Origin of the sequence: Amycolatopsis sp. NBC_00345 (assembly GCF_036116635.1) — a bacterium.
Classification (GTDB): domain Bacteria; phylum Actinomycetota; class Actinomycetes; order Mycobacteriales; family Pseudonocardiaceae; genus Amycolatopsis.
The window spans coordinates 8,434,828-8,455,835 of sequence record NZ_CP107995.1; the positions used below are offsets into that span (position 1 = coordinate 8,434,828).

Sequence of the window (21,008 nt, forward strand, 5' to 3'; positions counted from 1 at the left end):
TGGGGGCGCCCCCCGCTTCAGTGTTCGGGCTCGCGCTCGAACCCGTAGGACCGCTCGACGCGCGCGACGCGGAGGTCGTACTCCTCGTACCACTCCGCGCGGCCCCGGCGCCGGCTCTCGGTGTGCTCGACATTCCTGCGCCACCCGGCGATGGCCGCCTCGTCCGTCCAGTAGGACACCGTGATGCCCAGGCCGGACGCATCGCGCACGGCCGTCTCGCCGAGGTAGCCCGGCTGCGTTGCGGCGAGGGCCGACATCCGGCTCGCGCGCTCGGCGTAACCGTGGTCGCCCTCGGTTCGCCGGGACGTGAAGATCACGGCGTAGTACGGGGGTTCTGGTCTCTGCATGCTCGGTGTATACAACGTTGGCCGGTCCGTTCGCCAGCGATTTCCCTCAGTTCTGCAGCGCCCCGACGGCCCAGGCGACGACCATGACCCCGACCAGCAACGCGATCACGGCCTGCAGCATCATCGTCATCTTCGCCCAGATCTTCAGCGGCATCACGTCGGTGGGGCTGAACGCGGTGGCGTTGGTGAAGGCCAGGTAGAGGTAGTCCAGGTAGCGGGGCTCCCAGTCGTCGTGGGTCAGCTCGGGGCTGCCCATCTGGGGGAACTGCAGGTCCGCGTACTGGGCCAGCCCGTCGGCCCGCCGCGCCGAGCCGCCGCGGTCGAACTCCCAGTACCAGAGCGAGAACACGACGATGTTCGTCCAGTAGACGATGCCGCCGCTGGCCAGCACCTGGACCGCGTGCCCGCCGAACGACCCGTCCGCGATGCCCAGCACCAGCCGCACGGCCGACCCGCCGTTCGCGACGCTCACCACCGCCACCATGGCCAGCGACACGATCCGCTCGACGGTGCTGAACTCGCCCATCTTCCCGGGGTTGATCAGCAGCAACGCGACGATCAACAGCACCGACAGCGAAGGCAGCAGCCACCACGGCGCCAGCACCACCTCGTGCGGCAGCACGAGCTGCAACGCGAGCGTCGCCACCACCACGCCGGTCGCCGGCCACCGCGTCTCGCCATCGGTGGTCCGTCGCCACGCCGGCAGCTGGGTGCTGTTGTCCTGCGGATCCGGTGAAGTCACCAGCTCACGGTAGGGCCGGAGCGGGCGGTGCGCTCAGGTGCCGCGCCGGAGCGGCCCGCCGTCACAGGGCGGCGGCGAAAACGTCGTAGGCGGCCTGGTCGAAGAGGACGAAGCGGACCGTTTTGATTTCCGGCGCGAGTGTCTCGTGGACGGTCGCCACCGCGATGCGGGCCGCGTCGGGCAGCGGCCAGCGGTAGACGCCCGTCGAGATCGCGGGGAACGCCACGCTCTGGGCGCCCAGCTCCTCGGCGACTCGGAGGGAGTTGCGGTGGCAGTCGGCCAGCAGGGACGAGCGGTCCTCCTCCGCGGACCAGACCGGGCCGACCGTGTGCACGACCCAGCGGGCCGGCAGCCGTCCCGCCGTCGTGGCCACCGCCTGTCCCGTCTTCAGGCCCTTGCCGTAGTGGCCGGCGCGCAGGTCCCGGCAGGCGGCCAGGATCTCCGGGCCGCCCTTGCGGTGGATGGCGCCGTCGACCCCGCCACCGCCGAGCAGCGACGAGTTCGCCGCGTTGACCACCACGTCCACCTCCTGGGCCGTGATGTCGCCGAGAACCAGCTCGATAACGCTCATGTCACCCATTGTGGTCTGGTCAGCGGGTTTCACCGGGCGCGCCGGGGTCAGGCCGGCATCTTCCGGGCCACGTCCGTTCGCGACCGGGCGCCCAGCTTGCGCAGGACTTTCGCCACGTGCTGCTCGACCGTCCGCGGGGAAAGGAACAGCCCGTCGGCGATCTCGCGGTTCGTGCGGCCCTCCGCGAGCATCCGGGCGACCTCGTGTTCCCGCGGCGAAAGCTCCTGTCCGTAACCCCGGCGCCCGCGCTGCGAAGGGGCCCACGCGCCGTGTTCGCGCAGGTGGTGGCGACAGCGGCCGGCGTCCCGCGTCGCGCCCAAGCTCTCGTACGCCGTGGCCGCGGCGGACAGTGACTCGACGGCCGCGCGTTGCCCCGCGGCCAGCCGCAGCATCGCGGCGCGCTCGTGCATCGACGTCGCCAGGTACGGCATCGGCAGGCGCGCGTACGCCTCGGCCGCCTCGTCGAACAGCGCGGCCGCGGCCAGGTGCTTGCCGCGCGCGCCCGTCAGCACGGCGTGGCCGGCGTGCAGCGCGGCGGCCGCGACCGGCGCGTCCCGGCCCGCGGTGCCGCGCGCGAACTCCTCGACCAGTACATCGGCGTCCGGCCAGCGGCCCGCTCGCGCGTACGCCTCCGCCGCGGCCGGCACCAGCGACGCCGCCCAGACCCAGACTCCCTTGCGCCGCGCGGCATCCGCGGCGACGTCGGCGGTCGCGCAGGCGCCTTCGACGTCGTCCGCCGCCAGCTGCACGCCGATCAGCACCGAGGCCGCCGAGAGCACCACCGGGATCGGGCCGGCGGCGGGCGAGTGCACCGACGCGGCGGCCAGGAACCGTTGTGCCGCAGCGAATTCACCCCGTACCGCGGCGAGGCCGCCGAGCACCAGCGACGTCTCCATCACGATCGGGCCCAGCTCGGGGTAGCCGGCGCGCACGTCCTCCGCTGTCTCGGCCAGGCCGTCCCACGAACCGCGGAACCACGCGAGCCGCGCCTGCGTGCCGCGGATCAGGCCCATCGTGTACAGCGCGCCTGTCTCCGTCGCGCGGCGCGCGCCCTCCGTGACCAGGCGATCCGCGCGGTCGAGGCGCCCGGACCACGACTGCGCGTCCGCCAGGTTGCACCAGAGCCTCGCCAGCTGGACCCGCTCCGCGACACTCGCCGCGGTCTCCGGCAGCGCCTCGAACTCCGCCCACGCCGAGCCGTCGCCGATGTGCGACGCGTTGGTGATGCGGTCCACCGTGAGCGCCAGCCGCAGCTCCGGGTCGGTCAGCTTCGCGTGCACGTCCCGAGCGCGGCGCATCCAGCTCTCGTGCCAGGACAACGGTGTCAGCCCGTCGATCGGCTGCGCCAGCAGGTTGATCCCGCGCGCGGCCGGCTCCGGCGCGTCCACCAGTTCGCCGACGGCCTTCTCCACCTCGACCCGCCCGCGTTCGAGCCGGCCGATCGTGCGGACCAGCAGCATGCCGAGGGAGAGGCGGATCGTCCCGCGGACCGTCTGCGGCAGCGGCCGGTCTTCGAGCACGCGCTCCAGCGTCTCGATCACGTCGGGCCGGAAGCCGCGCAACGCGACCTGGCTCAGCTTCGTCGCCAGCCGACCGACGTCGTCGGCGTCCGCCGCCGCGAGCACCGACTGCAGCAGGTTGATCGCGCGGGAGGTCTCACCGAGGACGATCGCCTCGTCGGCCGCCGCTTCCGCGTAGTGGCGCCATTTCTCCATCCGTCCGGCCGCCCGCGCGTGATGGGCCAGCAGGGGGAGCGGCGGGTCCGGCGCGTCGGCCAGGACGCGAATCGCCTCGGCGTGCAGCAGCGTCCGCTCGGGCCCGCTCACGGTGTCGTACACGGCCTTGCGTGCGAGCGGATGCCGGAAGCCGTAACGGTTTTCGCCCACCTCGGCCAGCAGTCCACCGGCCAGCGCGGCGAGCAGCGCCGTCCGCAGCGACTCCTCGCCCAGCCCCGCGACGTCGCCGAGCATCGTGGGCTCCGCGGCGAAGTCCAGCACCGCCGCGGCCCGCGTGAGCTGCGCCGCCTGCTCGGGCAGCGCGTTCAGCCGCTCGGTGACGGACTCGCGCAGCGGCGCCGGGACCTCGAGGCTTTCGAGGAGCCGGTCCGACAGCACCTCGCCCGCGTCCCGCAGCGCGCGCAGCGTTTCCTCGGCCACAAAAGGAATCCCGGCCGTGCACTCATGCAGCTTCACGGCGAACTCGTCCGTGACGCGGGGCAGTTCGAGGAGGCCGGCGGCCATCGTGCGCACCGCCGTCACGTCGAGCGGCCCGAGCGCGACGCGTGCCGTGTGGACGGTCGGCGCCGTGCGCACCAGCGGCCCCGGCCACCCCGTGCGGTAGCCCACCACCACGGCGAGCTCCGGCGGCAGGTCCGCGGCCAGGAACCGGATCAGGTCGAGGGTGTCGTCGTCGGCCCACTGCAGGTCGTCGACCAGCAGCAACGTCGGCCCACAGGCGACGAGCAACTCCCGGAACGCGCGGAACACCCGATGCCGCCGCACCCCTGGCTCCACCGGCGACTCGGGTGTCGGCGGCAGACGGTCGGCCAGCTCCGGCAGCAACGGGCGGAGCACTCCGGCGACCGGGCTGAGCGGGCCGAGGGGGTGGCCGGTTGTGATGGTGGGCGGGATTTGCCGGTCGTGCGGGTCTGACGAGCTGGGCGGACCGGGCGGGTTGGGCGGGTTGGGCGACTCAGGCACGCTGCGCAGGTCGGCCACGCCACCGCCACCCGAGCCGGCTGTGTCGAACCGTTCACCCACGGAGCGCAGGGCTTCCAGCACCGGTCCGTACGGGAAGGGCTCGCGAAGCTGCTGGCACCGGCCGGTCAGCACGCGGCCGTCCGCGAATTCGGGCCGTCGCGCGAGTTCGGCCAGCAGCCGGCTACGGCCCATGCCCGGCTCGCCCTCGATCAGCACCGCGGCGGGCCGGTGGCCGAGCACCTCGACCACGGCGGCGAGTTCCCGTTCCCGGCCAGCGAACGCGGTGGGCCCGGTACGCACCGAAACCGACGTCGGGCGTGAGACGGCTTGCCACATCACGACCTCCTCGGCCGGTGTCCGTTTCGTCGGAAGTTCGTCGGGAGCGTAAGCAGCGCGTCCGGGGCCGTAAACCGGCCGTCGAACTGCGGGTGCGCACGCCGCTCACACATCTGCGTACGCACGGTCACCGGTTGGCAGGCGAATGTTCGGCCGGAAATAACCATGAGTGCGAAACTTCGGCCGTTCGCCCGGTTCTGGGCTGGTTACCACTTTCCAGTCCTGCTCGCGGCTACCGAAAGTAGTTGCCGGAATCCCTACTTAAGGACGGTCCCCGACCCCGGTTAGGACGTCCGGAGCAGGGGATTGGCCCAGCGGGAATGCGTATACCTATCCGCACTGCACCCCTATTGCAGCGGCTTGGGGCACGAAGCAGGCTCTCACCCCGGGGGGAGCGCCGCGTGGCCGATCAGGTGCCGCGCGTAATCACGAGGAGACCCATGAAGATCATCAGATTCCTCGGTATCGCCGCAGCCGCCGCCGCGACGGCGGGAACGCTGGCCGGGGTCACCACCCCGGCGGCGGGTGCCACCACGTTGTTGAACCCCGACATGGTGCCGGCGATGCAGCGCGACCTGGGGCTGACCCACGATCAGGCGATCGCGCGGCTGGCGAGCGAGGACGCCGCGTCGAAGGTCGGCCAGTCGCTGGAAGCCGCGCTCGGCGACAGCTTCGGCGGGCTGACCTACGACGCCGCGACGGGCAAGGCCCGGGTGGCCGTCACCAGCCCGGCGCTGGTGGAGCGGGTCCGCGCGGCCGGCGCGGAGGCCCAGGTGGTTCGGTACAGCGTCCGCCAGCTCGACTCCGCCGTCACCAAGCTGAACGCCGGCGAGCAGACCGCGGCGAAGGCGGTCACGAGCTGGGGTGTCGACCCGGCGAGCAACCGCGTCACGGTGACTGTCCTCAATGGACAGCGAGCCGCGGCGGAGTCCTTTGTGAACTCCTCCGGTGTGGACGCTTCCTCGGTGCAGTTCGTCGAGGCCGCGCAGGCGCCGAAACTGCACTACAACGTGCTCGGTGGTGATGCCTACTACATCGGCGGCTCGTCCCGTTGCTCCGTGGGCTTCTCGGTGAGCGGCGGTTTCCTGACCGCCGGCCACTGCGCCGCGCTCACCGGCGGCGGCGCGCTGACCGGGTACAACCGCGTGTCGATGGGCTCGTTCTCCAGCTACCGGTTCCCGGGCAGCGACTACGCGTTCGCGCGGGTCAACAGCAACTGGACGCCGGTCGGCCAGATCAACAACGGCACCCGCGTGTCCGGCTCGACGGCCGCCGCGGTGGGCGCCTCGGTCTGCAAGTCCGGCTCCACCACGGGCTGGACCTGCGGCACCATCCGCGCGAAGAACCAGACCGTGCGCTACGCCGAGGGCACCGTCACGGGCATGGTCCTGACGAACGCGCACTCGGACTCCGGCGGCTCGTTCATCAGCGGCAACCAGGCGCAGGGCCTGCTTTCCGGCGGTGACACCGTGAACACCTACTACTTCCCGGTGACCACCGCGCTGTCCGCGACCGGCACCACGCTGGTCCGCGGCTGAACCTCGCCGGTGAAACGGAGAAGGGCGGGTTGAGTGCCTCCAGAGCACTCAATCCGCCCTTCTCCCACTGTGCCGCGGGATCGGCAGGTCTCACACGTTGCTGATCTCTTCGATCAGCGCGTCGACGTCGAAGCTCTCGCTCTCGACGCCGAGCGGGACGAGTTCGTAGGAGGAGTCGAGGAACGTCTGAACGTCCTCGCGCTCGAGCTCGAACGACGCGTACCCGTCGGGCGACTCGATCTCGAGGGTCAGCATCGCCTCGTCCTCGGACAGGTCCGGGCGGACGCGGACGTCGCCGAGGCCGGAGGGCTCGTTGAGCCCGGTCACGAGAAGGTCACGTGCGAACGTCCACTCGATCCACCGGCCGCGCTCGGTCCGGAAGGCCACGGTGACCGCGAAGGGCTCGGCGGCGTGGTAGGACAGGCGGGACAGCACCGGCGTGGTGCTCTCGTTCAGCAACACGAACTGGGTCTGGTGTACGGCGTCGGTGTGCACGGCTGCTCCTGGTGTGTTCCTCCGGTGGTTCGCGTCTTGCGAACTGTCGGCAAGGAGATGATCAACCGAGGGCGTCGTGACGCCGGAACCCCGACGTTCACGCGATCGGCTGCATCCGTCCTCTTAGGCGTAACACGGGACACACACCCCTTGCGTTCACCTTGCAACCTTGGGTCACGTTTTTTGGCCCGCAAGGGCAACTGCGGAGGGACTTTTGCGCAACTGCCGCGATCGCTGGTGCTTGGTGGCGGCCCCTCGGCGCTCGACGACCCGAACAACGCCTCGACGAGGCCGAAGCCACACACATCGTGAGAATCAGCGCCGTCGCGACGGCCGGCGGCTGGAGTAGGCCGGGGCGGCATGCGCAGTCCACCGTCCACCGTCCACCGTCCACCGCCCACCGCCCACCGCCCACCGCCCGCCCCCGTCGCCCGCTGCTCGCCCCCCGCCTGCATGACGCCGCCCGCTGCTTGCCACAGCTGCTGCCGCACGATGCCTCGCCGCCACCGCCGCGTGACGCCGCCCGCTGCTTGCTTGCCGCTGCCGCATGACGTCGCCCGCCGCCACCACCGCTCGCCCGCCGCCGACCGAGCCGCCACACGACTACGCCGCCGACCAGTCCACCGCCCGACTCCCGCCCGAAGATCACCACCGGCACCCCGATCGGCCAAGATCACAAACGTGCCCGTACCGCTGACCGTGAAACGCCATGCGGGCCCGCCAACGCGACGCGCGCCCGGTTAGCAAAAACCGGTCCGTCCGTCCCAGATGGACCGTCCGAAGTAGACCGTCCCCGCTCGACCCTCGCGACCGCCCCAGACCGAGCATTCCTGCAAGCCCCATGCGAAGCCGTTTTCGAAGCTCCCCGCCAGACATGCCCCCGCCACTCCCTTGGGGGGCGTCCCCGCTCCAGTCTACCGGTGGGGGCCGACAGAACGGGCCGCGCGAGATGGTTATCCACAGGGGGCGACGGTTGTGGATGAATGACCGGCAGACGATCTCTGGGTGGTGGTGAGGGCGGCAGCTGTCACGTCATCGGCGGCGTGGCCACGCAACCGGCACGTCACCAGCAGATGGTCACGTCGCTGGAGAGTAGGGGTGGGCAGCCGGGGTCGCGGCGCTGGAAGGCGAGGGCGCCGTGGCGGCAGGCGGGATCATGTCGCTGGAAGGCAGGGGCGTCGTGGTGGCAGCCGGTTGCGGTGCCGGAGGGTGGTGGCGCCGGGTGGCCGGGTTACGTCGCTGGAGGGCAGAGGCGAGTGCAGCAACCGGTCACGTAGGCCCGGTCACGTAAGCCGGTCACGACAGCCGCTCACAACAACCGGTCACGTAAGCCGGTCAAGTGAGCGGCAGTGTCAGCCCGACCTTCACCCGGTCCATGGCCACGCTCGTGGTGAAGTGCCGGACGTTCGGGTTGTCGAAGAACATCCGGCGGGTGAAGGCTTCGAAGGCGGTCATGTCGGGGCAGGTCACCACTAGGACGAAGTCGGCCTGGCCGGTGACGTAGTAGCACTGCTGCACGTAGTCGTCGGCCTGGACCTGGCGGCGGAAGACGTCCAGCACGGTGAGGTTCTCGCGCTCCATCTCCACCATGACCAGGAACGTCATGGACAGGCCGAGTGCCCGCGGGGACAGCACGGCGACCTCCTTCTCGATCACCCCCGACTCGCGCAGCCGCTTGATGCGGCGCTGGACGGCAGCGGCGGAGAGGCCGACCTTCGCGCCGATGACCTCGGCGATCGTGCGCGAGTCGGCCTGCAGGCAGGCGAGGATGGCGAGGTCCAGCCGGTCGAGGTCGGGAGTGAGCACGCCTCAGGCTAACCGGGGACACCGACAGGATGCCTCGTCTTTACCGACGCTCACCCGTCGGCCTGGGGCCACTGTGGCCAATACCTCCTAATGAGCGAACCTGGAAGAGGTTTTCCAGTGACCTGGAACACAACTGACCGGTCTACCCAGGGGTAGCCCATACAAGTGGACGCAAGCCGCCGGCAACCGCCAACCGTCGGCTGGGAGGGTTGGTCGTGAGTGTGCAAGGGTTTCCGTCCGGTCGTGCCGCCGTGCTGACGGGACTGGGCGCGGCCTTGCCCGATCGAGTGGTGGACAACCACGAGCTCGCCGGCCGGCTGGACACCTCCGACGAGTGGATCCGCACCCGCACCGGCATCCGCGAGCGCCGGGTCGCCGCGCCGGGCGAGTCCACTGTGGATCTGGCCGTCGCCGCGGGACGTCAGGCGCTGGACGGGACGGGCGCCGGGGCCGACGCCGTGGTGCTCGCGACCTCGACCGCCGACCAGCTCTGCCCCGCGAGCGCGCCGCAGGTCGCCGCGCGGCTCGGGCTCGGCACCGCCGCGGCGTTCGACGTGAACGCCGTGTGCAGCGGCTTCATCTACGCCCTCGCCACCGCGCAGGGCCTCATCGCGGGCGGCATCGCGAAGCGGGTGCTCGTGATCGGCGCCGACGTCTTCACCTCGCTGCTCGACCCCGAGGACCGCACCACCGTGCCGATCTTCGGCGACGGCGCGGGCGCGGTCGTGCTGCGCGGCGGCGACGCCGACGAGCCCGGCGCGCTCGGCCCGTTCGACCTGCACAGCGAGGGCGAGCTGGCCGACCTGCTGTGGGTCGAGGCCGGCGGCTCGCGCCACCGGTTCTCCGACGACCCGCGCGACCACTACCTCCGCATGCAGGGCACGGCCGTCTTCCGGCACGCCTGCGCGCGCATGGCCGAGTCCTCCCGCGCGGTGCTGGAGAAGGCCGGCTGGATGGTCGGCGACGTCGACCGGTTCGTCGGGCACCAGGCCAACATCCGCATCCTCCAGGCCGCCGCCAAGCACCTCGGCCTGCCCGCCGACGCGGTCGTCGCGAACATCGACCGCGTCGGCAACACCAGCGCCGCGTCGATCCCGCTGGCCCTCGCGGACGCCGCCGCCGACGGCACGATCGTGCCCGGCCACCGGGTCCTCCTGACGGCCTTCGGCGCCGGCCTCACCTGGGGCTCGACCCTGCTGACCTGGCCCGACGTCCTCTAACCCGGCCCGTGAACCCGGCCCGCGTCAGGCGGTGGGCAGGGTGTCGTCCAGCCAGTCGAACATCGTCTGGTGGGCGCGGGACATCGCGCCCATGTGGCAGTGCTCGCCGGCGCCCTCGGCCTCGGTCAGGGTGACCAGCGTGGTGGGCGCGTTGACCAGCGCCTGCTCGACCTTCTGCGGCTGGCCCGCGAAGAACTGGTCGTTTTCCGCGTCCATGATCAGCGTCGGCGCGGTGATGCGGTCCGCGATCCCGGTGAGGGTGTAGTCGCGGCTGCGGCGGACCAGCGCGGCGGCGGAGTCCACGCCCATCGTCCACTTGCCGTTGTTCAGTGCCCAGCGGACCTGCGTGTTCGCGCTCGCGATCAGGCCCAGCACGGGGTTCGCCACGTCGTCACGCTGCTCGTCGATCCAGCCGGTCAACGCGGGCGGCAGGCTGCGGTAGAAGGCCGCGTGGAGGTCGTGCACGCCGTCGTCGAGGATCAGCGCCGCGATCCGGTGCTCGAACGCCGCCGCGCGGGCCACGAGGTAGCCGCCCATGCTGTAGCCGAACACGGCGATCCGGTCGTCGTCGATCTCCGGACGGCTCACCGCGTAGTCGAGCACCGGCGTGGTGACGGCCTCCCAGTCCGGCCGGAAGACGAGCTGCTGCCGACGCAGCGCCGCGCCCTGGCCGGGGCCGTCGAAGGCCAGCACGTTGTAGCCGCGACGCAGGGCCCCCGCGGCCAGGGCGAAGTAGGCCTCTTCGAGCGTGGAGTCGAACCCGCTGGTGTAGACCACCGTGGGCCGGGGCGCGCCGGAGTCGTCGACCCGGAAGAGGTAACCGGGCAGCGTGGTGTCCTCGTAGGGGATCTCCACCGCCTCGACCGGGCTGTCGAACAGCGCCGCTGCCTGCGCGAAGGTGTCGTGGGACCGGGTGGAGAGCTCGGTGACCTCCGGGTCCGTCGCCGGGTGCTCGCGCAGGAAGAACTCGGCCGTCCGGTAGTAGTTCGACGCGCGCAGCAGCGCCTCGCGCGCGCTCACCTCGTGCCCGGCGGCCAGCGCCGTCCGGCCGAGGTCCTCGACCCGCTCGGCCGTCGCCTTCCACGCGGCGTGCCAGGCGGCCTCGTCGCCGTCGCCGATCTTGGCCGCGGTGACCAGCACTTCGCCCAGTTCAGCACCGTCGTACGCGGCGAAGCCGGCGGCACGCAGCGCCTCGAACGAGAACGACTCGTCGTCGAACAAGAACTTCACGATGACCTCCGATTGACCGATACGGACCCGTTCCGTCTCGCTCAATCATTCGAGCACAGGTTTCACCGAGACGCAAGCGTTCCGTTCGAGTGTTAGAGTCCCGGCATGGCTGCTGAAACCGCGTCCACCCGCCGCGCGCCGGGAGGTTCGGAGTTGCGCGACGACGTGACCGAGGCCCTGGCCGCCGCGTTCTTCGAGGAACTCTCCGCCGTCGGCTACGGCCGGCTGTCGCTGGAGGCCGTGGCCAAGCGGGCCGGCGCGGGCAAGGCGGCGATCTACCGGCGCTGGCCGTCCAAACGGGACATGACGGTGGCACTCCTGTCCCGGGTCGCGATCGCGGCGATCGCCCCCGCGGACACCGGGACGCTGCGCGGCGACCTGGAGCACTACCTCCACGACGCCGTCCGCGCGCTGACCCACCCGCTGGCCTCGCGGATCATTCCCGACCTGATGGCCGAGGCGACCCGTGACCCGGAGCTCGCGGAAGAGCTGATGGACAGCCTCCGCGGGCCCCGGCGCGAGAACGCCGCGAAGATCCTGCGTGCCGCGATCGACCGCGGCGAGGTGCCCGCCGACGTGGACTTGGAGCTGAGCCTCGACTTCCTCGCCGGACCCCTCTATTGGCGGCTGGCCGTCGTGCACCTGCCAGCCGACGACGACTACGTCGACCGGCTTGTCACCCAGCTCGTCCGGTTCCTGGCGCTCCCTGGTCCGTCCACGTGACGGTGGCCTGCTCACGGCCGCGCAGCAGCAGTTCGCCGTGAGTGGACCAGTGTTCCCGCTCCCCGCCGAGGGCCGCCTTGATCGTCGCCTCGCTCGCGAGAATGCGTGACGGCGCGGATTTCGCGTGCTCAGTCAGCCGCGCGGCCTCGTTCACGGCGTCGCCGATCACCGTGTACTCCAGCCGGCTCGACGCGCCCAGCTGACCCGCGAACACCGGCCCGTACGCGACGCCGATGCCCAGGTCCAGCTCGCCGTCCGAGAGCACGGCGTCACGGATCGCGCGCGCGGCGGCGAGCGCCATGGTGGGCCCGTCGGACAGCCGCGTCGGCGCGCCGAAAACGCACAGCGCGGCGTCACCCTGGAACTTGTTGACCAGCCCGCCGCGAGCGTCCACAGCGGACACCACGCTGGCGAAGAACCGGTTCAGCTTCGCCACCAGCTCCTGCGGCGGCGTGCGCTGGGCCAGCGCGGTGGAGTCGACGACGTCGACGAACAGGGCCGCCACCTCGCGCACGTCGCCGGACAGCGACGCGCCGTACTCCAGCGCGTGCCGCGCCACGTCCGTGCCCACGTGCCGGCCGAACAGGTCCCGCATCCGCTCCTGCTCGCGCAGGCCGGACGCCAGGTCGTTCACCGACGTCTGCAGCATGCCGATCTCGCTGGAATCGTCGACGTCCACCGTGACGTCGGTGGAGCCGCGCGCGATCCGGTCCAGCGCGATGCGCAGCCGGTGCAGCGGCGACGCGACGGCGCGGGCCAGCAGCGCCGTGCCGATCGCGCCGGTGACGAGGCCGATCACGGACAGCATGATCAGGCTCGCCGTCGGGTTCGCGCGGCCGAGGTCGGGCGGCGTCGCGACGAGCAGCACGCCGACGAGCGGGACGCCGCTGGCCAGCGCCCAGGTGACGATCAGCCTGGTCAGCACGGTCACCGGCAGTGAGCCCTGCGGCGGTGTGACGTCGAGCGCCATCGTCATCACCGGCCGCGCCACCCACTCCGCGGCGAGGTAGGTGAGGCCGACGGTGGTGAGCCCGCCGAGCCCGATCGTCAGCGCCATGCCGGACGCGTCCGCGAACGAGCCGAGCCAGCCCGCAAGCGCGCCGAGGATGACCGTTCCGATCAGCCACAATGTGCCGCTGACCACGGCCATGTCGACGGGCAGCCGCAGCGCCCGCTGGGCCTCGGCCTTCGTCGGCGGCCGGCCGATCGTGAACCAGACGACGGTGCGACGCTGCAGGTAAGCGGTCCAGACGGTGCCGGCGACGAGGCTCACGGCCACGATCCCGGCCGCGGTCAGCCCGAAGACCCAGCCGAGGTCGCCGGCGTCACCCGGCAGGCCCTGCAGGACCAGCAGCAGCGCCACCACGGCGGACCCGGCGACGCTGGACCCGAGGCCCAGCGCGGCGAAGCCCAGGCTGGTGCGCAGAACCAGCCGGAACCGACCCGCCGTCTTCCTGCGCACGCCGCCGATCGTATGGGCTCGGCGCCGCGGCGGCGAGAAAAGGCGTGGTCCGTGGCGTCACTGCTGGTTACCGCGGCGGTGTGCAGCCGCTCGACCCGGACGAAATCCGTGCCTCATTCGTCAACTGTTCCCGCGGCGAAGCCAAGTCCGTGACGGTCCCCGGTGACGTGCCCTGGGCCGACCGCGACTTCCTGGGCTGGCGTGACCCGAAGGCGCCGGCGCGCGCCTACCTGGTGCTGCCGTATGAAGGCGAGGTCGTCGGCCGCGAGGGCAACACGCTCGGCACGTACGCGTGGCGCGGGTGCTCGAATCGCGCTAGAACTCCCAGCGCGCGATGCGGCCCATCCGCCGTACGGCCGGGATCAGGCCGGTCACCCGCAGCGCCAGCTTGGACGCCGCGGGCATCCGGGCGAGGGTCTCCCCGGAAGCCCAGTCGGTAGCGTCCAAAGAGGACACCAGGCGGACGCCGTAGTGCTCCAGCTGGTGCGGGTCGTCGATGCCCCAGTGCAGCGTCGCCTTCGCGCGGCGCACCACGGGGTTCAGCTTCTGCGCCTTGATGCCCAGCGTGCTGAAGATGTCGAAGACGAGCTGCCCCTCGGGGAACTTGCCGACGATCCGCCGCACCAGCTCCGCGCCGTCGGCCGGGGTCAGGTACATCGTGAGGCCCTCGGCGACGACCAGCACGGGCCGGTCTGACGGAACCTGGTCCAGCCAGGCGAAGTCCGTCACCGAAGAGCCGATCGCGGTGCGGTTTTCGTGCGGTGGGTAGATCTCGCGGCGCAGCTCGACCACCTCGGGGTAGTCGACGTCGAACCACGAGACGGTCGGCGGCGGGTCCAGCCGGTCGGCGCGGGTGTCCATGCCGCAGCCGAGGTGCAGCACGATCGCGTCCGGGTGCGCGCTCAGGTACTCGGCGGCCAGGCCGTCGATCGCCTTCGCGCGGATCGCCACCGAGACCGAGGAATCCCGCGTGATGCCCAGCTTCGTGAAGTCGTAGTCGATCCGCCGGACCGCGTCGTCGGCCGCGGTGTCGCCGAGCAGGGGCTGGTCACGGCGGGCGTCGAGCGCGCGGCCGTACAGCGTGGCCAGCATGGTGGCCTTTTCTTCGGTGAAGTGGACTTGCGCCACGATCGCCCCCCAGGGATCACAGTTTTCAGAAACTTGTGAAAACTGTACTCTGGTCAGGAGGTGGCTGCGTAGTCGTGCGCGTAAGTTTTCGCGTCGAGCAGGTGCTTCAGCGTGATCTCGCGCGCCGCGGCCGCGTCGGAACGGCGGACGGCTTCCAGGATCGCGCGGTGCTCGTCGACGGCCTTGCGGATCTGGCCGGGCAGCCGCAGGGCCGCGCGACGCTCTTCGCCGACCAGCGCGAGCACGGAACGCAGCAGGTCGGCGACGTCGTCGTTGCCCGCGTTGCCGGCGATCACGCGGTGGAACTCGGCGTCGGTGGCGATCACGCGGAGCATGTCGCCGGCCGCGGCGGCGGCCTCCATCTCGGCCACGTTGTCGGCCAGCCGCTGCACGATCCGCGGCGAGTGGTGCAGCGCGAGCCGCTCGGCCAGCGTCGGCTCGACGGTCGCGCGCAGGTCGAACAGCTTCTCCACCAGCTGCTCGTGCTCGGAGAACCAGCTGCTCAACGGGCCGTCGGCGCTCTTCTGCTCGCGGACGTAGGTGCCGGAGCCCGCGCGGATCTGCACGTAGCCGATCGAATCCAGCACCCGCAACGCCTGCCGCAGCGAGCCGCGGCTGATGCCGAGCTGCTCGCACAGGGCGCGTTCGGCGGGCAGGCGCGAGCCGGGCGCGAGCTCACCGGTGTCGATCATCGTGCGCAGATGGTCGACGGTGGCGCTCCAGACCTGTTCGGATTCGTGGGCCACCCGCCCATCCTGTCAGGCCCGCGCGCGGTTCGCGTCGCCTTCGCGTGGCGTCGAAATTGTCGGTGGCGCGTGTCACGATGATCTCGTTCGACAAGATGGGGGAGGGACCCGTGACCGCGAAGTTCAAGGACCTGGCGATCGACGCGCTTGACCACCAGGCGCTCGCCGACTGGTGGTGCGCGGCGTTCGGTTACGTGCGCCGAGACTCGCTGACCGGCGACGAGCGGCCACCGGACTGGCCGGTGCCGATCGTCGACCCGACGGGCTCGGCGCCGCTGTTCTGGATCTGCCCGGTGCCCGAGGCGAAGACCGTCAAGAACCGCATGCACCTGGACGTCTGGGGCGACCCGGACGAGCTTGTGGCCGCCGGCGCCACCCTGATCCGCGCGAAGGGCGGTGACATCGAGTGGCACGTGCTTGCTGATCCGGAGGGGAATGAGTTCTGTGTGTTCGAGCCGCGGGAGTGAGTCCGGCGGTTGACTCTCAGCCCGGCACTGCGCGGGCTGACGCCAAGGCGAGATGCCATCTGACAACGGTGTCTCGCCTTGCGCTTATGGCAGACTTTGCAGCGTGGTGAATAGGCGGGCGTCCCGGGTGGCGATCTATCGCCGTGCGGCCCTTGCCGCGTGCTCGGCAGCGGTGGCCATTGCCTCAGCCTCGGCCGGGTTCCACGAACTGCCCAACCTCTTCCAGCTTCTGAGTACCCTGCTCGCCGCATGTCTCGCGGCGCTCCTCGCCTGGGAGCCTGATTTTAAAAAAAATCTCATGAGTTGACAATTTCAGTGGGACAGTCGGAAGTTCTTGACGTAACTGGAATTTCATGCTAATGCAGGATAATGCTGGCGAACGTCGGCGGGGCGCGACCTGTTCGTGGAACGGTGTCGCTCCTCGGCACTTGCGAGGGGAACGAGTTCTGCGTGTTCCAACCGTGGTGATCTGAATAGGACTTAGGGATGCGGTCCTATTGTGACGATGGTGATCTGTTCGTTTCCGGGCCCGTATATCCACCACACGCGCCATGCCGACGGAGTCTTGTTCTCGATGTAGGACTCCCACAAAGTGGCACCGCTTGGCCCAGGGATTGACTGGTAGTCATGAGAGTGCAGCCCCGGGTGCCGCGGACCTGCCTGCTCCAACAGGCGTAGCGCTTTGCGGACCTTCTTCAGCTTGGCGCGGTATTGCTGCTGGGCTTTGAGGCCTTCAAGGACCTTCTCGGCTTCCCTGGTGTAGAGCAGTTGGAATGGCGGAGCGCTCACTCTTCGTCGTCATCCTCGTCGTCATCCGCGGTCACCCAGTTCAAGGAACGCGTGTTTCCTTCGGCGGCGTCAGCGAGCCCACGAAAGAGCGATGCACGCAGTTCGTCGTTCTCCCACACGAGTAGCTCACGCTTGGGGATGCTGGCCAATGGAGTGAGCAGGATGGCGCCCTCGCTGTTCATCGACACAGCGTAACGATCATTCTTGTGTGCTCCGGCCTTGCCAACCGGGACCCGGGCGCGGTCGTCGGCGGTTACCTCGGCGACCGGTCGGAAGTCCTCCAAGGCCGTCATCGCGTCCTCCCTGCTTGCCGACTGTATGACTAGATCATATGACAGAGTGGGTAAATGGGCAATGCCCACTCTATCGCTCGGCCAAGTCGAGTATCAACGGTGCCCCACCTCGGTGCTTGCCGAGGGGCACGAGTTCGGCCGTGTTCGGATCGCGGCGGTGCGTGACTTCGGCGGTGTTCGTCCAGACACATCTGCGTCGCGGGGGCGGCTCGGGATGCCTATCGTCCCGGTGTGAGCGCTTTATGACGTGGTGGCACGCGGTGATCATCTTCGTCGCGGGGGTCTGGGCGGGCACCATCAACGCGGTGGTGGGGTCCGGCACGCTGGTGACGTTCCCGGTGCTCGTCGCGCTTGGGTACTCGCCGCTGACGGCGACCACGTCGAACGCCGTCGGCTTGGCTCCCGGCACGATCAGCGGCGCGTACGGCTACCGCCACGAGCTTGCGGGTTACTGGCCGCAGGTGATCCGTTTCGCGGTGGCGTCGTTCTTCGGCGCGATCGGCGGCACGGTGCTTCTGCTGACTCTGCCGAAGGACGCGTTCGAGACGATCGTGCCGGTGCTCGTCGGGCTGGCTGTCGTGTTGGTGATCGTGCAGCCGTGGGTGTCGAAATGGGTCCAGAAACGTCGGGCGGCCGGTGCCGGGGCAGGAGGCGTTGCTGGAACCGCTGGTGCTGACGCTGGTTCCGGCGATGCCGGCGCCGAAAGCGTGGCTGGCGGCGATGCTGAAGGCGCAGCCACGACCGGTGGCTCGGCGGGCCTCGGTGGACACCTGGCCGCTGCCCGCGATGGCGGCGCGGCCGATGCGAGCGGCCGCTCGGTCGCGGCGTCGGCTGGGAGTGGCGCGGCAGCAGGGAGCGGGGCGGCGGGGGTCACCGTGGCGGTGAGCGGCGCCGCGCGTCGGGGTGGGCCGTTGCTGATGGGGCTGCTGTTCCTGATCGGCATCTACGGCGGCTACTTCACCGCTGCGCAGGGCGTGATGATGATGGCCGTGATGGGAATGCTGCTGGCGGAGCCGATGCAGCGCCTCAACGGAGTCAAGAACTCGCTCTCGGCCGTCATCAACGTCGTCGCCGGGCTGATCTACGCGATCGTCGCCCCGGTGAGCTGGCCGGTGATCGGGCTGCTCGCCGTCGGGTCGACCATCGGTGGTCAGCTGGGTGCGAAGATCGGCCGCCGGCTCTCGCCGACGGTGTTGCGTGGGGTGATCGTGGTGATCGGGGTCGCCGCTGTGGTGCAGCTTCTGCTCAAGTAGCCGGTACCGGACGTGCTACGGCCGGCCAGTGCGGCCCGCAAGCGCCTGATCCCGTTGCCGGACAACGGGATCAGACACTCGTGGCGGACTGTGTGCCCGACGGTAGGCAGTGAGCGACTCCAGGACGTGGTCGGCAACGCCGGTTCACCACAGCAGCGGCCCGCCGCTGTGGTGCCGTCACCGCAGTGATGAGCCGCCGCTGTGGTGCCGCCACCACAGCGATGCGCCACTACAGCGATGCGCCACCACGGCGATGCGCCGCCGCCGCTGTGGCGCCGCTGTCACCAGGAGTCGAGCCGGGGTGCTTCCTTCGCCCCCTGTTCGCGTCCGACCTGGAACGCCTCGGGAATCAGGCCCATGTCCATCAGCCGCGTGCCGTGGCCGCTCAGTGCGAGGAATTCCGGACCGGGTTCGATGACTGCGAGCGACCCGCCGGCCGCCCTGATGGCGTCGAGTTCCGCGGCCTGGTCCTCATAGGGGGCGGCCAGCGCCGGGTCGAGGCCCTCGGGCGGCGTGAGAGCGGTGCACGACACCACGATCACCGACCGGGCGCCGGCGACCAGGTCCGCGTTGAGCGAGCTGCGTGCGCCGCCGTCCATGTACCGGTCCCCGTGCATCGTCACCGGTGGGGTGAAGCCGGGCACGGACGAACTCGACGCGACCGCCTTGGCCAGATCGACCCCGGAATCCGCTGACCACACCACCAACCGACCCGTGGTGGCGCTGACCGCGGTCGCGCGGAAGGCCGGCGGCCACACCTGCCCGGCCAACGACGCGTACCCGGGCCCGGCCAGGAATTCCTCCTCGGTCATGGTCTTCGCGGCCAGCGCCGTGGCGCCGATGGCCGCGCGCGCCTGATCCGGATCGGCTGCGCGAGCCGCGCCGGCGAAGATCGAGAGCAGATCGCCGATGCCGCCGGTGGCGGCGGACTCGTAGGGGCTCGGCTCGGATCGCCGGTTCAGCTCGGTCGACAGGCCGGCGGCCACGTCCACGCCGAGAGCGAATTGCGCGCCGGCGATGGCGCCCGCCGAGGTGCCGACAATGCGTTCGGCTCGGCGGAGGTCCCGGCCGGCGTCGACCAGGCCGGACAGCAGACCGGCGGTCCAGGCGTAACCGACCGGGCCGCCGCCGCCGAGGACCAGCGCTCGCTCGACGCCTGCCGCGTCGTTCGCTTCATGTGAGTGCGTTGTCATGCGAGTTCCTTCGGCGTAGTGGTTTTGCACGAGGTCGGGGCGAGGTGACCGTCATGACAGCTTGTGTCATGGATACTACCCCCGCATAACACAAGCTGTCATCACCTAGAATCAGCCGGGCACGAGCGGACAGAGGGGAGGGAGGAGCCGGGTCCCGCGGGACGCCGGGTCCGGACTGACATGGGGCGATGGGCGCCGGACGCACGTGGTCGCCTGGAACAGGCGGCGCTGGAGCTGTACGCCGAGCGCGGGTTCGACCAGACCACGGTGGCCGAGATCGCCGACCGGGCCGGCCTCAAACAGCGCTCGTTCTTCCGCTACTTCGCCGACAAACGCGACGTGCTGTTCTGGAGCCAGACCGCGCTCCGCGAGCTCTGTGTGGCCGCGATCATGGACGCACCCGAGATCGTGAGCCCGATCGACGGGGTGGCTCTGGCGCTCGACCATGCCGCCGTTGTCATCGAGGAACGCAGCGAACTGGTCCGCAAGCGGAAGATCGTGATCGCGGCGAACCCGGAACTGCGCGAGCGTGAACTGCTCAAACTGGTCAACCTGGCGGACGCGGTGGCCGAGGCGCTCGGGCGGCGCGGCGTTGATGCAGTGCTGGCGAACGTCGCCGCGGAAGCCGGGGTCACGGTCTTCCGGATCGCCTACGCCCGCTGGGCCGACCAACCCGGCGAGGTGGACCTGCGTCAGCTCCTTGTGGACGTCATGAGCCAACTGCACGCGGTGACCGCGCGCGGCTCAAACCGCACCTGAAACGGAAGGCGGGAGCGGCGGGCGGGGCTGTCGTGTCCAGGCCAGCCCCGCCCGATCCGCCGTGAAAACCCCTGTCAGGAAAGGAATTCGCGGGCCGCGGCCAGGAACAGGTCGTTCTCTTCCGGAGTGCCGATCGTGACGCGGGCGCCGTCGCCGGGGAAGGGGCGGACGATCAGTTTGCGGTCGAGCATGTGCTCGGAGAAGGCGACCGTCCGCTCGGCGAGCGGGAACCAGACGAAGTTGGCCTGCGTGGGCGGGATGTCGTAACCCATGTCCAGCAACGAATTCCGCACGCGCTCGCGCTCGGTGATGATTTCCTGGCAGCGCTCGAGCAGCTCGCCGGCGGCGTCGAGGGACGCCATGGCCGCCACCTGCGCGATGGAGTTCACCGAGAAGGCGACGTAGACCTGTCGCAGCGCTTCGGCGATCGGGACGGACGCCACGGCGTAACCGACGCGGAGGCCGGCGAGGCCGTACGCCTTCGAGAAGGTCCGCAGCACGGCCACGTTGTTGTGCGTGCGCGTGAACTCGATGCCGTCCGGCACCTCGGAGTCGGTGACGAACTCCTTGTACGCCTCGTCCAGCACCACGAGCACGTGCGCCGGGACGGCGTCGAGGAAGCGCTCGATCTCGTCGCGGTGCAGCACGGTGCCGGTCGGATTGTTGGGGTTGCAGACGAAGATCAGCTTCGTCCGGTCGGTGATGGCCGCCAGCATGGCGTCGAGGTCGAGGCCGTATCCGTCGGTCAGTGGGATTTTCACCCCGACGGCGTGCGCCACCTGCGTGACGATCGGGTACGCCTCGAAGGAGCGCCACGCGAACATCGCCTCGTCGCCGGGCCCGCACACGGCCTGGATCAGCTGCTGGCACAGGGAAACCGAGCCGCAGCCGACGGCGAGCCGGTCGATCGGCACGTCCAGCTCCGTCGCGAGCCGCTCGCGCAGGGCCTGCGAACCGCTGTCCGGGTAACGGTTGACGTCGCCCATCGCCGCGGTGATCGCGGCCCGCACGCTGGGCAGCGGGCCACCGGGGACCTCGTTGCTCGCCAGCTTGATCGCGCCGTGGATCGTCCGGCCAGGGACGTACTTCGGCAACGATTCGAGATCCGGGCGGGGGGCGAGGGACGGCATCGTCGGTTCTCCTCGGTTCTGGCGGACAACTTCGCCACCGTATCTCGCCGCGGCCGATCCAGAAAGGTTTCCAATGTTCAC

20 protein-coding genes and 1 pseudogene are annotated in these 21,008 nt (G+C 70.4%); 8 read left to right on the top strand and 13 right to left on the bottom strand.

Annotated elements, in window-relative coordinates:
- Nucleotides 1–17 precede the first annotated feature (17 nt).
- From OG943_RS38135 to OG943_RS38150, 4 genes are all read right to left on the bottom strand, one after another.
- Nucleotides 18–347 (bottom strand): antibiotic biosynthesis monooxygenase family protein, encoded by a 330-nt coding sequence (locus OG943_RS38135; RefSeq protein WP_328605767.1) that lies wholly within the window; start codon nucleotides 345–347, stop codon nucleotides 18–20.
- Between the two features lie 46 nt (nucleotides 348–393).
- Complete coding sequence (locus tag OG943_RS38140) at nucleotides 394–1,089, bottom strand: hypothetical protein (RefSeq protein WP_442874630.1); 696 nt, start codon at nucleotides 1,087–1,089, stop codon at nucleotides 394–396.
- Nucleotides 1,090–1,150: 61 nt separating this feature from the next.
- On the bottom strand, nucleotides 1,151–1,669 hold the full coding sequence (locus OG943_RS38145) for an O-acetyl-ADP-ribose deacetylase (RefSeq protein ID WP_328605768.1): 519 nt from the start codon (nucleotides 1,667–1,669) through the stop codon (nucleotides 1,151–1,153).
- 38 nt (nucleotides 1,670–1,707) lie between these two features.
- A complete protein-coding gene (locus tag OG943_RS38150; protein WP_328605769.1) occupies nucleotides 1,708–4,695 on the bottom strand; it encodes an ATP-binding protein in 2,988 nt (995 codons plus the stop codon).
- 440 nt (nucleotides 4,696–5,135) lie between these two features.
- On the opposite strand from OG943_RS38150, the gene OG943_RS38155 reads away from it, so the two are divergent.
- Entirely contained in the window at nucleotides 5,136–6,233 is a 1,098-nt protein-coding gene (locus OG943_RS38155) for a S1 family peptidase (protein ID WP_328605770.1), read from the top strand.
- A gap of 90 nt (nucleotides 6,234–6,323) precedes the next feature.
- Here OG943_RS38155 and OG943_RS38160 read toward each other — a convergent pair whose 3' ends face one another.
- Nucleotides 6,324–6,728, bottom strand: coding sequence for an SsgA family sporulation/cell division regulator (locus OG943_RS38160; protein ID WP_328605771.1), 405 nt, complete (start codon nucleotides 6,726–6,728; stop codon nucleotides 6,324–6,326).
- A gap of 1,335 nt (nucleotides 6,729–8,063) precedes the next feature.
- On the bottom strand, nucleotides 8,064–8,534 hold the full coding sequence (locus OG943_RS38165) for an Lrp/AsnC family transcriptional regulator (protein WP_328605772.1): 471 nt from the start codon (nucleotides 8,532–8,534) through the stop codon (nucleotides 8,064–8,066).
- Between the two features lie 215 nt (nucleotides 8,535–8,749).
- On the opposite strand from OG943_RS38165, the gene OG943_RS38170 reads away from it, so the two are divergent.
- A complete protein-coding gene (locus OG943_RS38170) occupies nucleotides 8,750–9,754 on the top strand; it encodes a beta-ketoacyl-ACP synthase III (RefSeq protein ID WP_328605773.1) in 1,005 nt (334 codons plus the stop codon).
- A 24-nt stretch (nucleotides 9,755–9,778) separates the two neighbouring features.
- Here the strand turns inward: OG943_RS38170 and OG943_RS38175 are convergent, their stop codons facing one another.
- A complete protein-coding gene (locus OG943_RS38175; protein WP_328605774.1) occupies nucleotides 9,779–10,984 on the bottom strand; it encodes an alpha/beta hydrolase family protein in 1,206 nt (401 codons plus the stop codon).
- A gap of 105 nt (nucleotides 10,985–11,089) precedes the next feature.
- Here OG943_RS38175 and OG943_RS38180 point away from each other — a divergent pair, with 105 nt between their 5' ends.
- Nucleotides 11,090–11,707: a TetR-like C-terminal domain-containing protein gene (locus tag OG943_RS38180; protein WP_328605775.1), complete on the top strand. Its 618-nt coding sequence runs from the start codon at nucleotides 11,090–11,092 to the stop codon at nucleotides 11,705–11,707.
- Here OG943_RS38180 and OG943_RS38185 read toward each other — a convergent pair.
- Entirely contained in the window at nucleotides 11,661–13,169 is a 1,509-nt protein-coding gene (locus OG943_RS38185) for an adenylate/guanylate cyclase domain-containing protein (RefSeq protein WP_328605776.1), read from the bottom strand. The genes OG943_RS38180 and OG943_RS38185 overlap by 47 nt on opposite strands.
- 80 nt (nucleotides 13,170–13,249) lie before the next feature.
- On the opposite strand from OG943_RS38185, the pseudogene OG943_RS38190 reads away from it, so the two are divergent.
- A pseudogene (locus OG943_RS38190) lies at nucleotides 13,250–13,432 on the top strand (FBP domain-containing protein); the annotation flags it as partial.
- A gap of 52 nt (nucleotides 13,433–13,484) precedes the next feature.
- Here the strand turns inward: OG943_RS38190 and OG943_RS38195 are convergent.
- Both OG943_RS38195 and OG943_RS38200 read right to left on the bottom strand, forming a co-directional pair.
- On the bottom strand, nucleotides 13,485–14,297 hold the full coding sequence (locus OG943_RS38195) for a class I SAM-dependent methyltransferase (RefSeq protein ID WP_328605777.1): 813 nt from the start codon (nucleotides 14,295–14,297) through the stop codon (nucleotides 13,485–13,487).
- 53 nt (nucleotides 14,298–14,350) lie between these two features.
- The gene (locus tag OG943_RS38200; protein WP_328605778.1) at nucleotides 14,351–15,043 is read right to left on the bottom strand and encodes a FadR/GntR family transcriptional regulator; all 693 of its coding nucleotides are present in this window, start codon (nucleotides 15,041–15,043) and stop codon (nucleotides 14,351–14,353) included.
- 110 nt (nucleotides 15,044–15,153) lie between these two features.
- On the opposite strand from OG943_RS38200, the gene OG943_RS38205 reads away from it, so the two are divergent.
- Together OG943_RS38205 and OG943_RS38210 are read left to right on the top strand one after the other, a co-directional pair.
- Nucleotides 15,154–15,510 carry a VOC family protein gene (locus OG943_RS38205; RefSeq protein ID WP_328605779.1) on the top strand — a complete coding sequence of 119 codons (357 nt, stop codon included), beginning with the start codon at nucleotides 15,154–15,156 and terminating at the stop codon, nucleotides 15,508–15,510.
- A gap of 127 nt (nucleotides 15,511–15,637) precedes the next feature.
- On the top strand, nucleotides 15,638–15,817 hold the full coding sequence (locus tag OG943_RS38210; protein ID WP_328605780.1) for a hypothetical protein: 180 nt from the start codon (nucleotides 15,638–15,640) through the stop codon (nucleotides 15,815–15,817).
- A 478-nt stretch (nucleotides 15,818–16,295) separates the two neighbouring features.
- Here the strand turns inward: OG943_RS38210 and OG943_RS38215 are convergent, their stop codons facing one another.
- Nucleotides 16,296–16,592, bottom strand: coding sequence for a hypothetical protein (locus OG943_RS38215; protein WP_328605781.1), 297 nt, complete (start codon nucleotides 16,590–16,592; stop codon nucleotides 16,296–16,298).
- Nucleotides 16,593–16,852: 260 nt separating this feature from the next.
- Here OG943_RS38215 and OG943_RS38220 point away from each other — a divergent pair, with 260 nt between their 5' ends.
- Nucleotides 16,853–17,845: a sulfite exporter TauE/SafE family protein gene (locus tag OG943_RS38220; protein ID WP_328605782.1), complete on the top strand. Its 993-nt coding sequence runs from the start codon at nucleotides 16,853–16,855 to the stop codon at nucleotides 17,843–17,845.
- A 281-nt stretch (nucleotides 17,846–18,126) separates the two neighbouring features.
- Here the strand turns inward: OG943_RS38220 and OG943_RS38225 are convergent, their stop codons facing one another.
- Nucleotides 18,127–19,038, bottom strand: a complete 912-nt coding sequence (locus tag OG943_RS38225; RefSeq protein WP_328605783.1) for a patatin-like phospholipase family protein — start codon at nucleotides 19,036–19,038, stop codon at nucleotides 18,127–18,129.
- Between the two features lie 180 nt (nucleotides 19,039–19,218).
- On the opposite strand from OG943_RS38225, the gene OG943_RS38230 reads away from it, so the two are divergent.
- The gene (locus OG943_RS38230; RefSeq protein WP_328605784.1) at nucleotides 19,219–19,797 is read left to right on the top strand and encodes a TetR family transcriptional regulator; all 579 of its coding nucleotides are present in this window, start codon (nucleotides 19,219–19,221) and stop codon (nucleotides 19,795–19,797) included.
- A gap of 74 nt (nucleotides 19,798–19,871) precedes the next feature.
- On the opposite strand, the gene hisC is transcribed toward OG943_RS38230, so the two are convergent.
- Nucleotides 19,872–20,927, bottom strand: coding sequence for a histidinol-phosphate transaminase (gene hisC / locus OG943_RS38235; RefSeq protein ID WP_328605785.1), 1,056 nt, complete (start codon nucleotides 20,925–20,927; stop codon nucleotides 19,872–19,874).
- Between the last annotated feature and the right edge of the window lie 81 nt (nucleotides 20,928–21,008).

Bases quoted from the DNA above. Each gene is read 5' to 3' on its own strand.
- hisC (WP_328605785.1), bottom strand. From the start codon at position 20,927: ATGCCGTCCCTCGCCCCCCGCCCGGATCTCGAATCGTTGCCGAAGTAC.
- OG943_RS38150 (WP_328605769.1), bottom strand. From the start codon at position 4,695: ATGTGGCAAGCCGTCTCACGCCCGACGTCGGTTTCGGTGCGTACCGGG.
- OG943_RS38180 (WP_328605775.1), top strand. From the start codon at position 11,090: ATGGCTGCTGAAACCGCGTCCACCCGCCGCGCGCCGGGAGGTTCGGAG.
- OG943_RS38225 (WP_328605783.1), bottom strand. From the start codon at position 19,038: ATGACAACGCACTCACATGAAGCGAACGACGCGGCAGGCGTCGAGCGA.
- OG943_RS38155 (WP_328605770.1), top strand. From the start codon at position 5,136: ATGAAGATCATCAGATTCCTCGGTATCGCCGCAGCCGCCGCCGCGACG.
- OG943_RS38230 (WP_328605784.1), top strand. From the start codon at position 19,219: ATGGGGCGATGGGCGCCGGACGCACGTGGTCGCCTGGAACAGGCGGCG.
- OG943_RS38135 (WP_328605767.1), bottom strand. From the start codon at position 347: ATGCAGAGACCAGAACCCCCGTACTACGCCGTGATCTTCACGTCCCGG.
- OG943_RS38215 (WP_328605781.1), bottom strand. From the start codon at position 16,592: ATGACGGCCTTGGAGGACTTCCGACCGGTCGCCGAGGTAACCGCCGAC.
- OG943_RS38145 (WP_328605768.1), bottom strand. From the start codon at position 1,669: ATGGGTGACATGAGCGTTATCGAGCTGGTTCTCGGCGACATCACGGCC.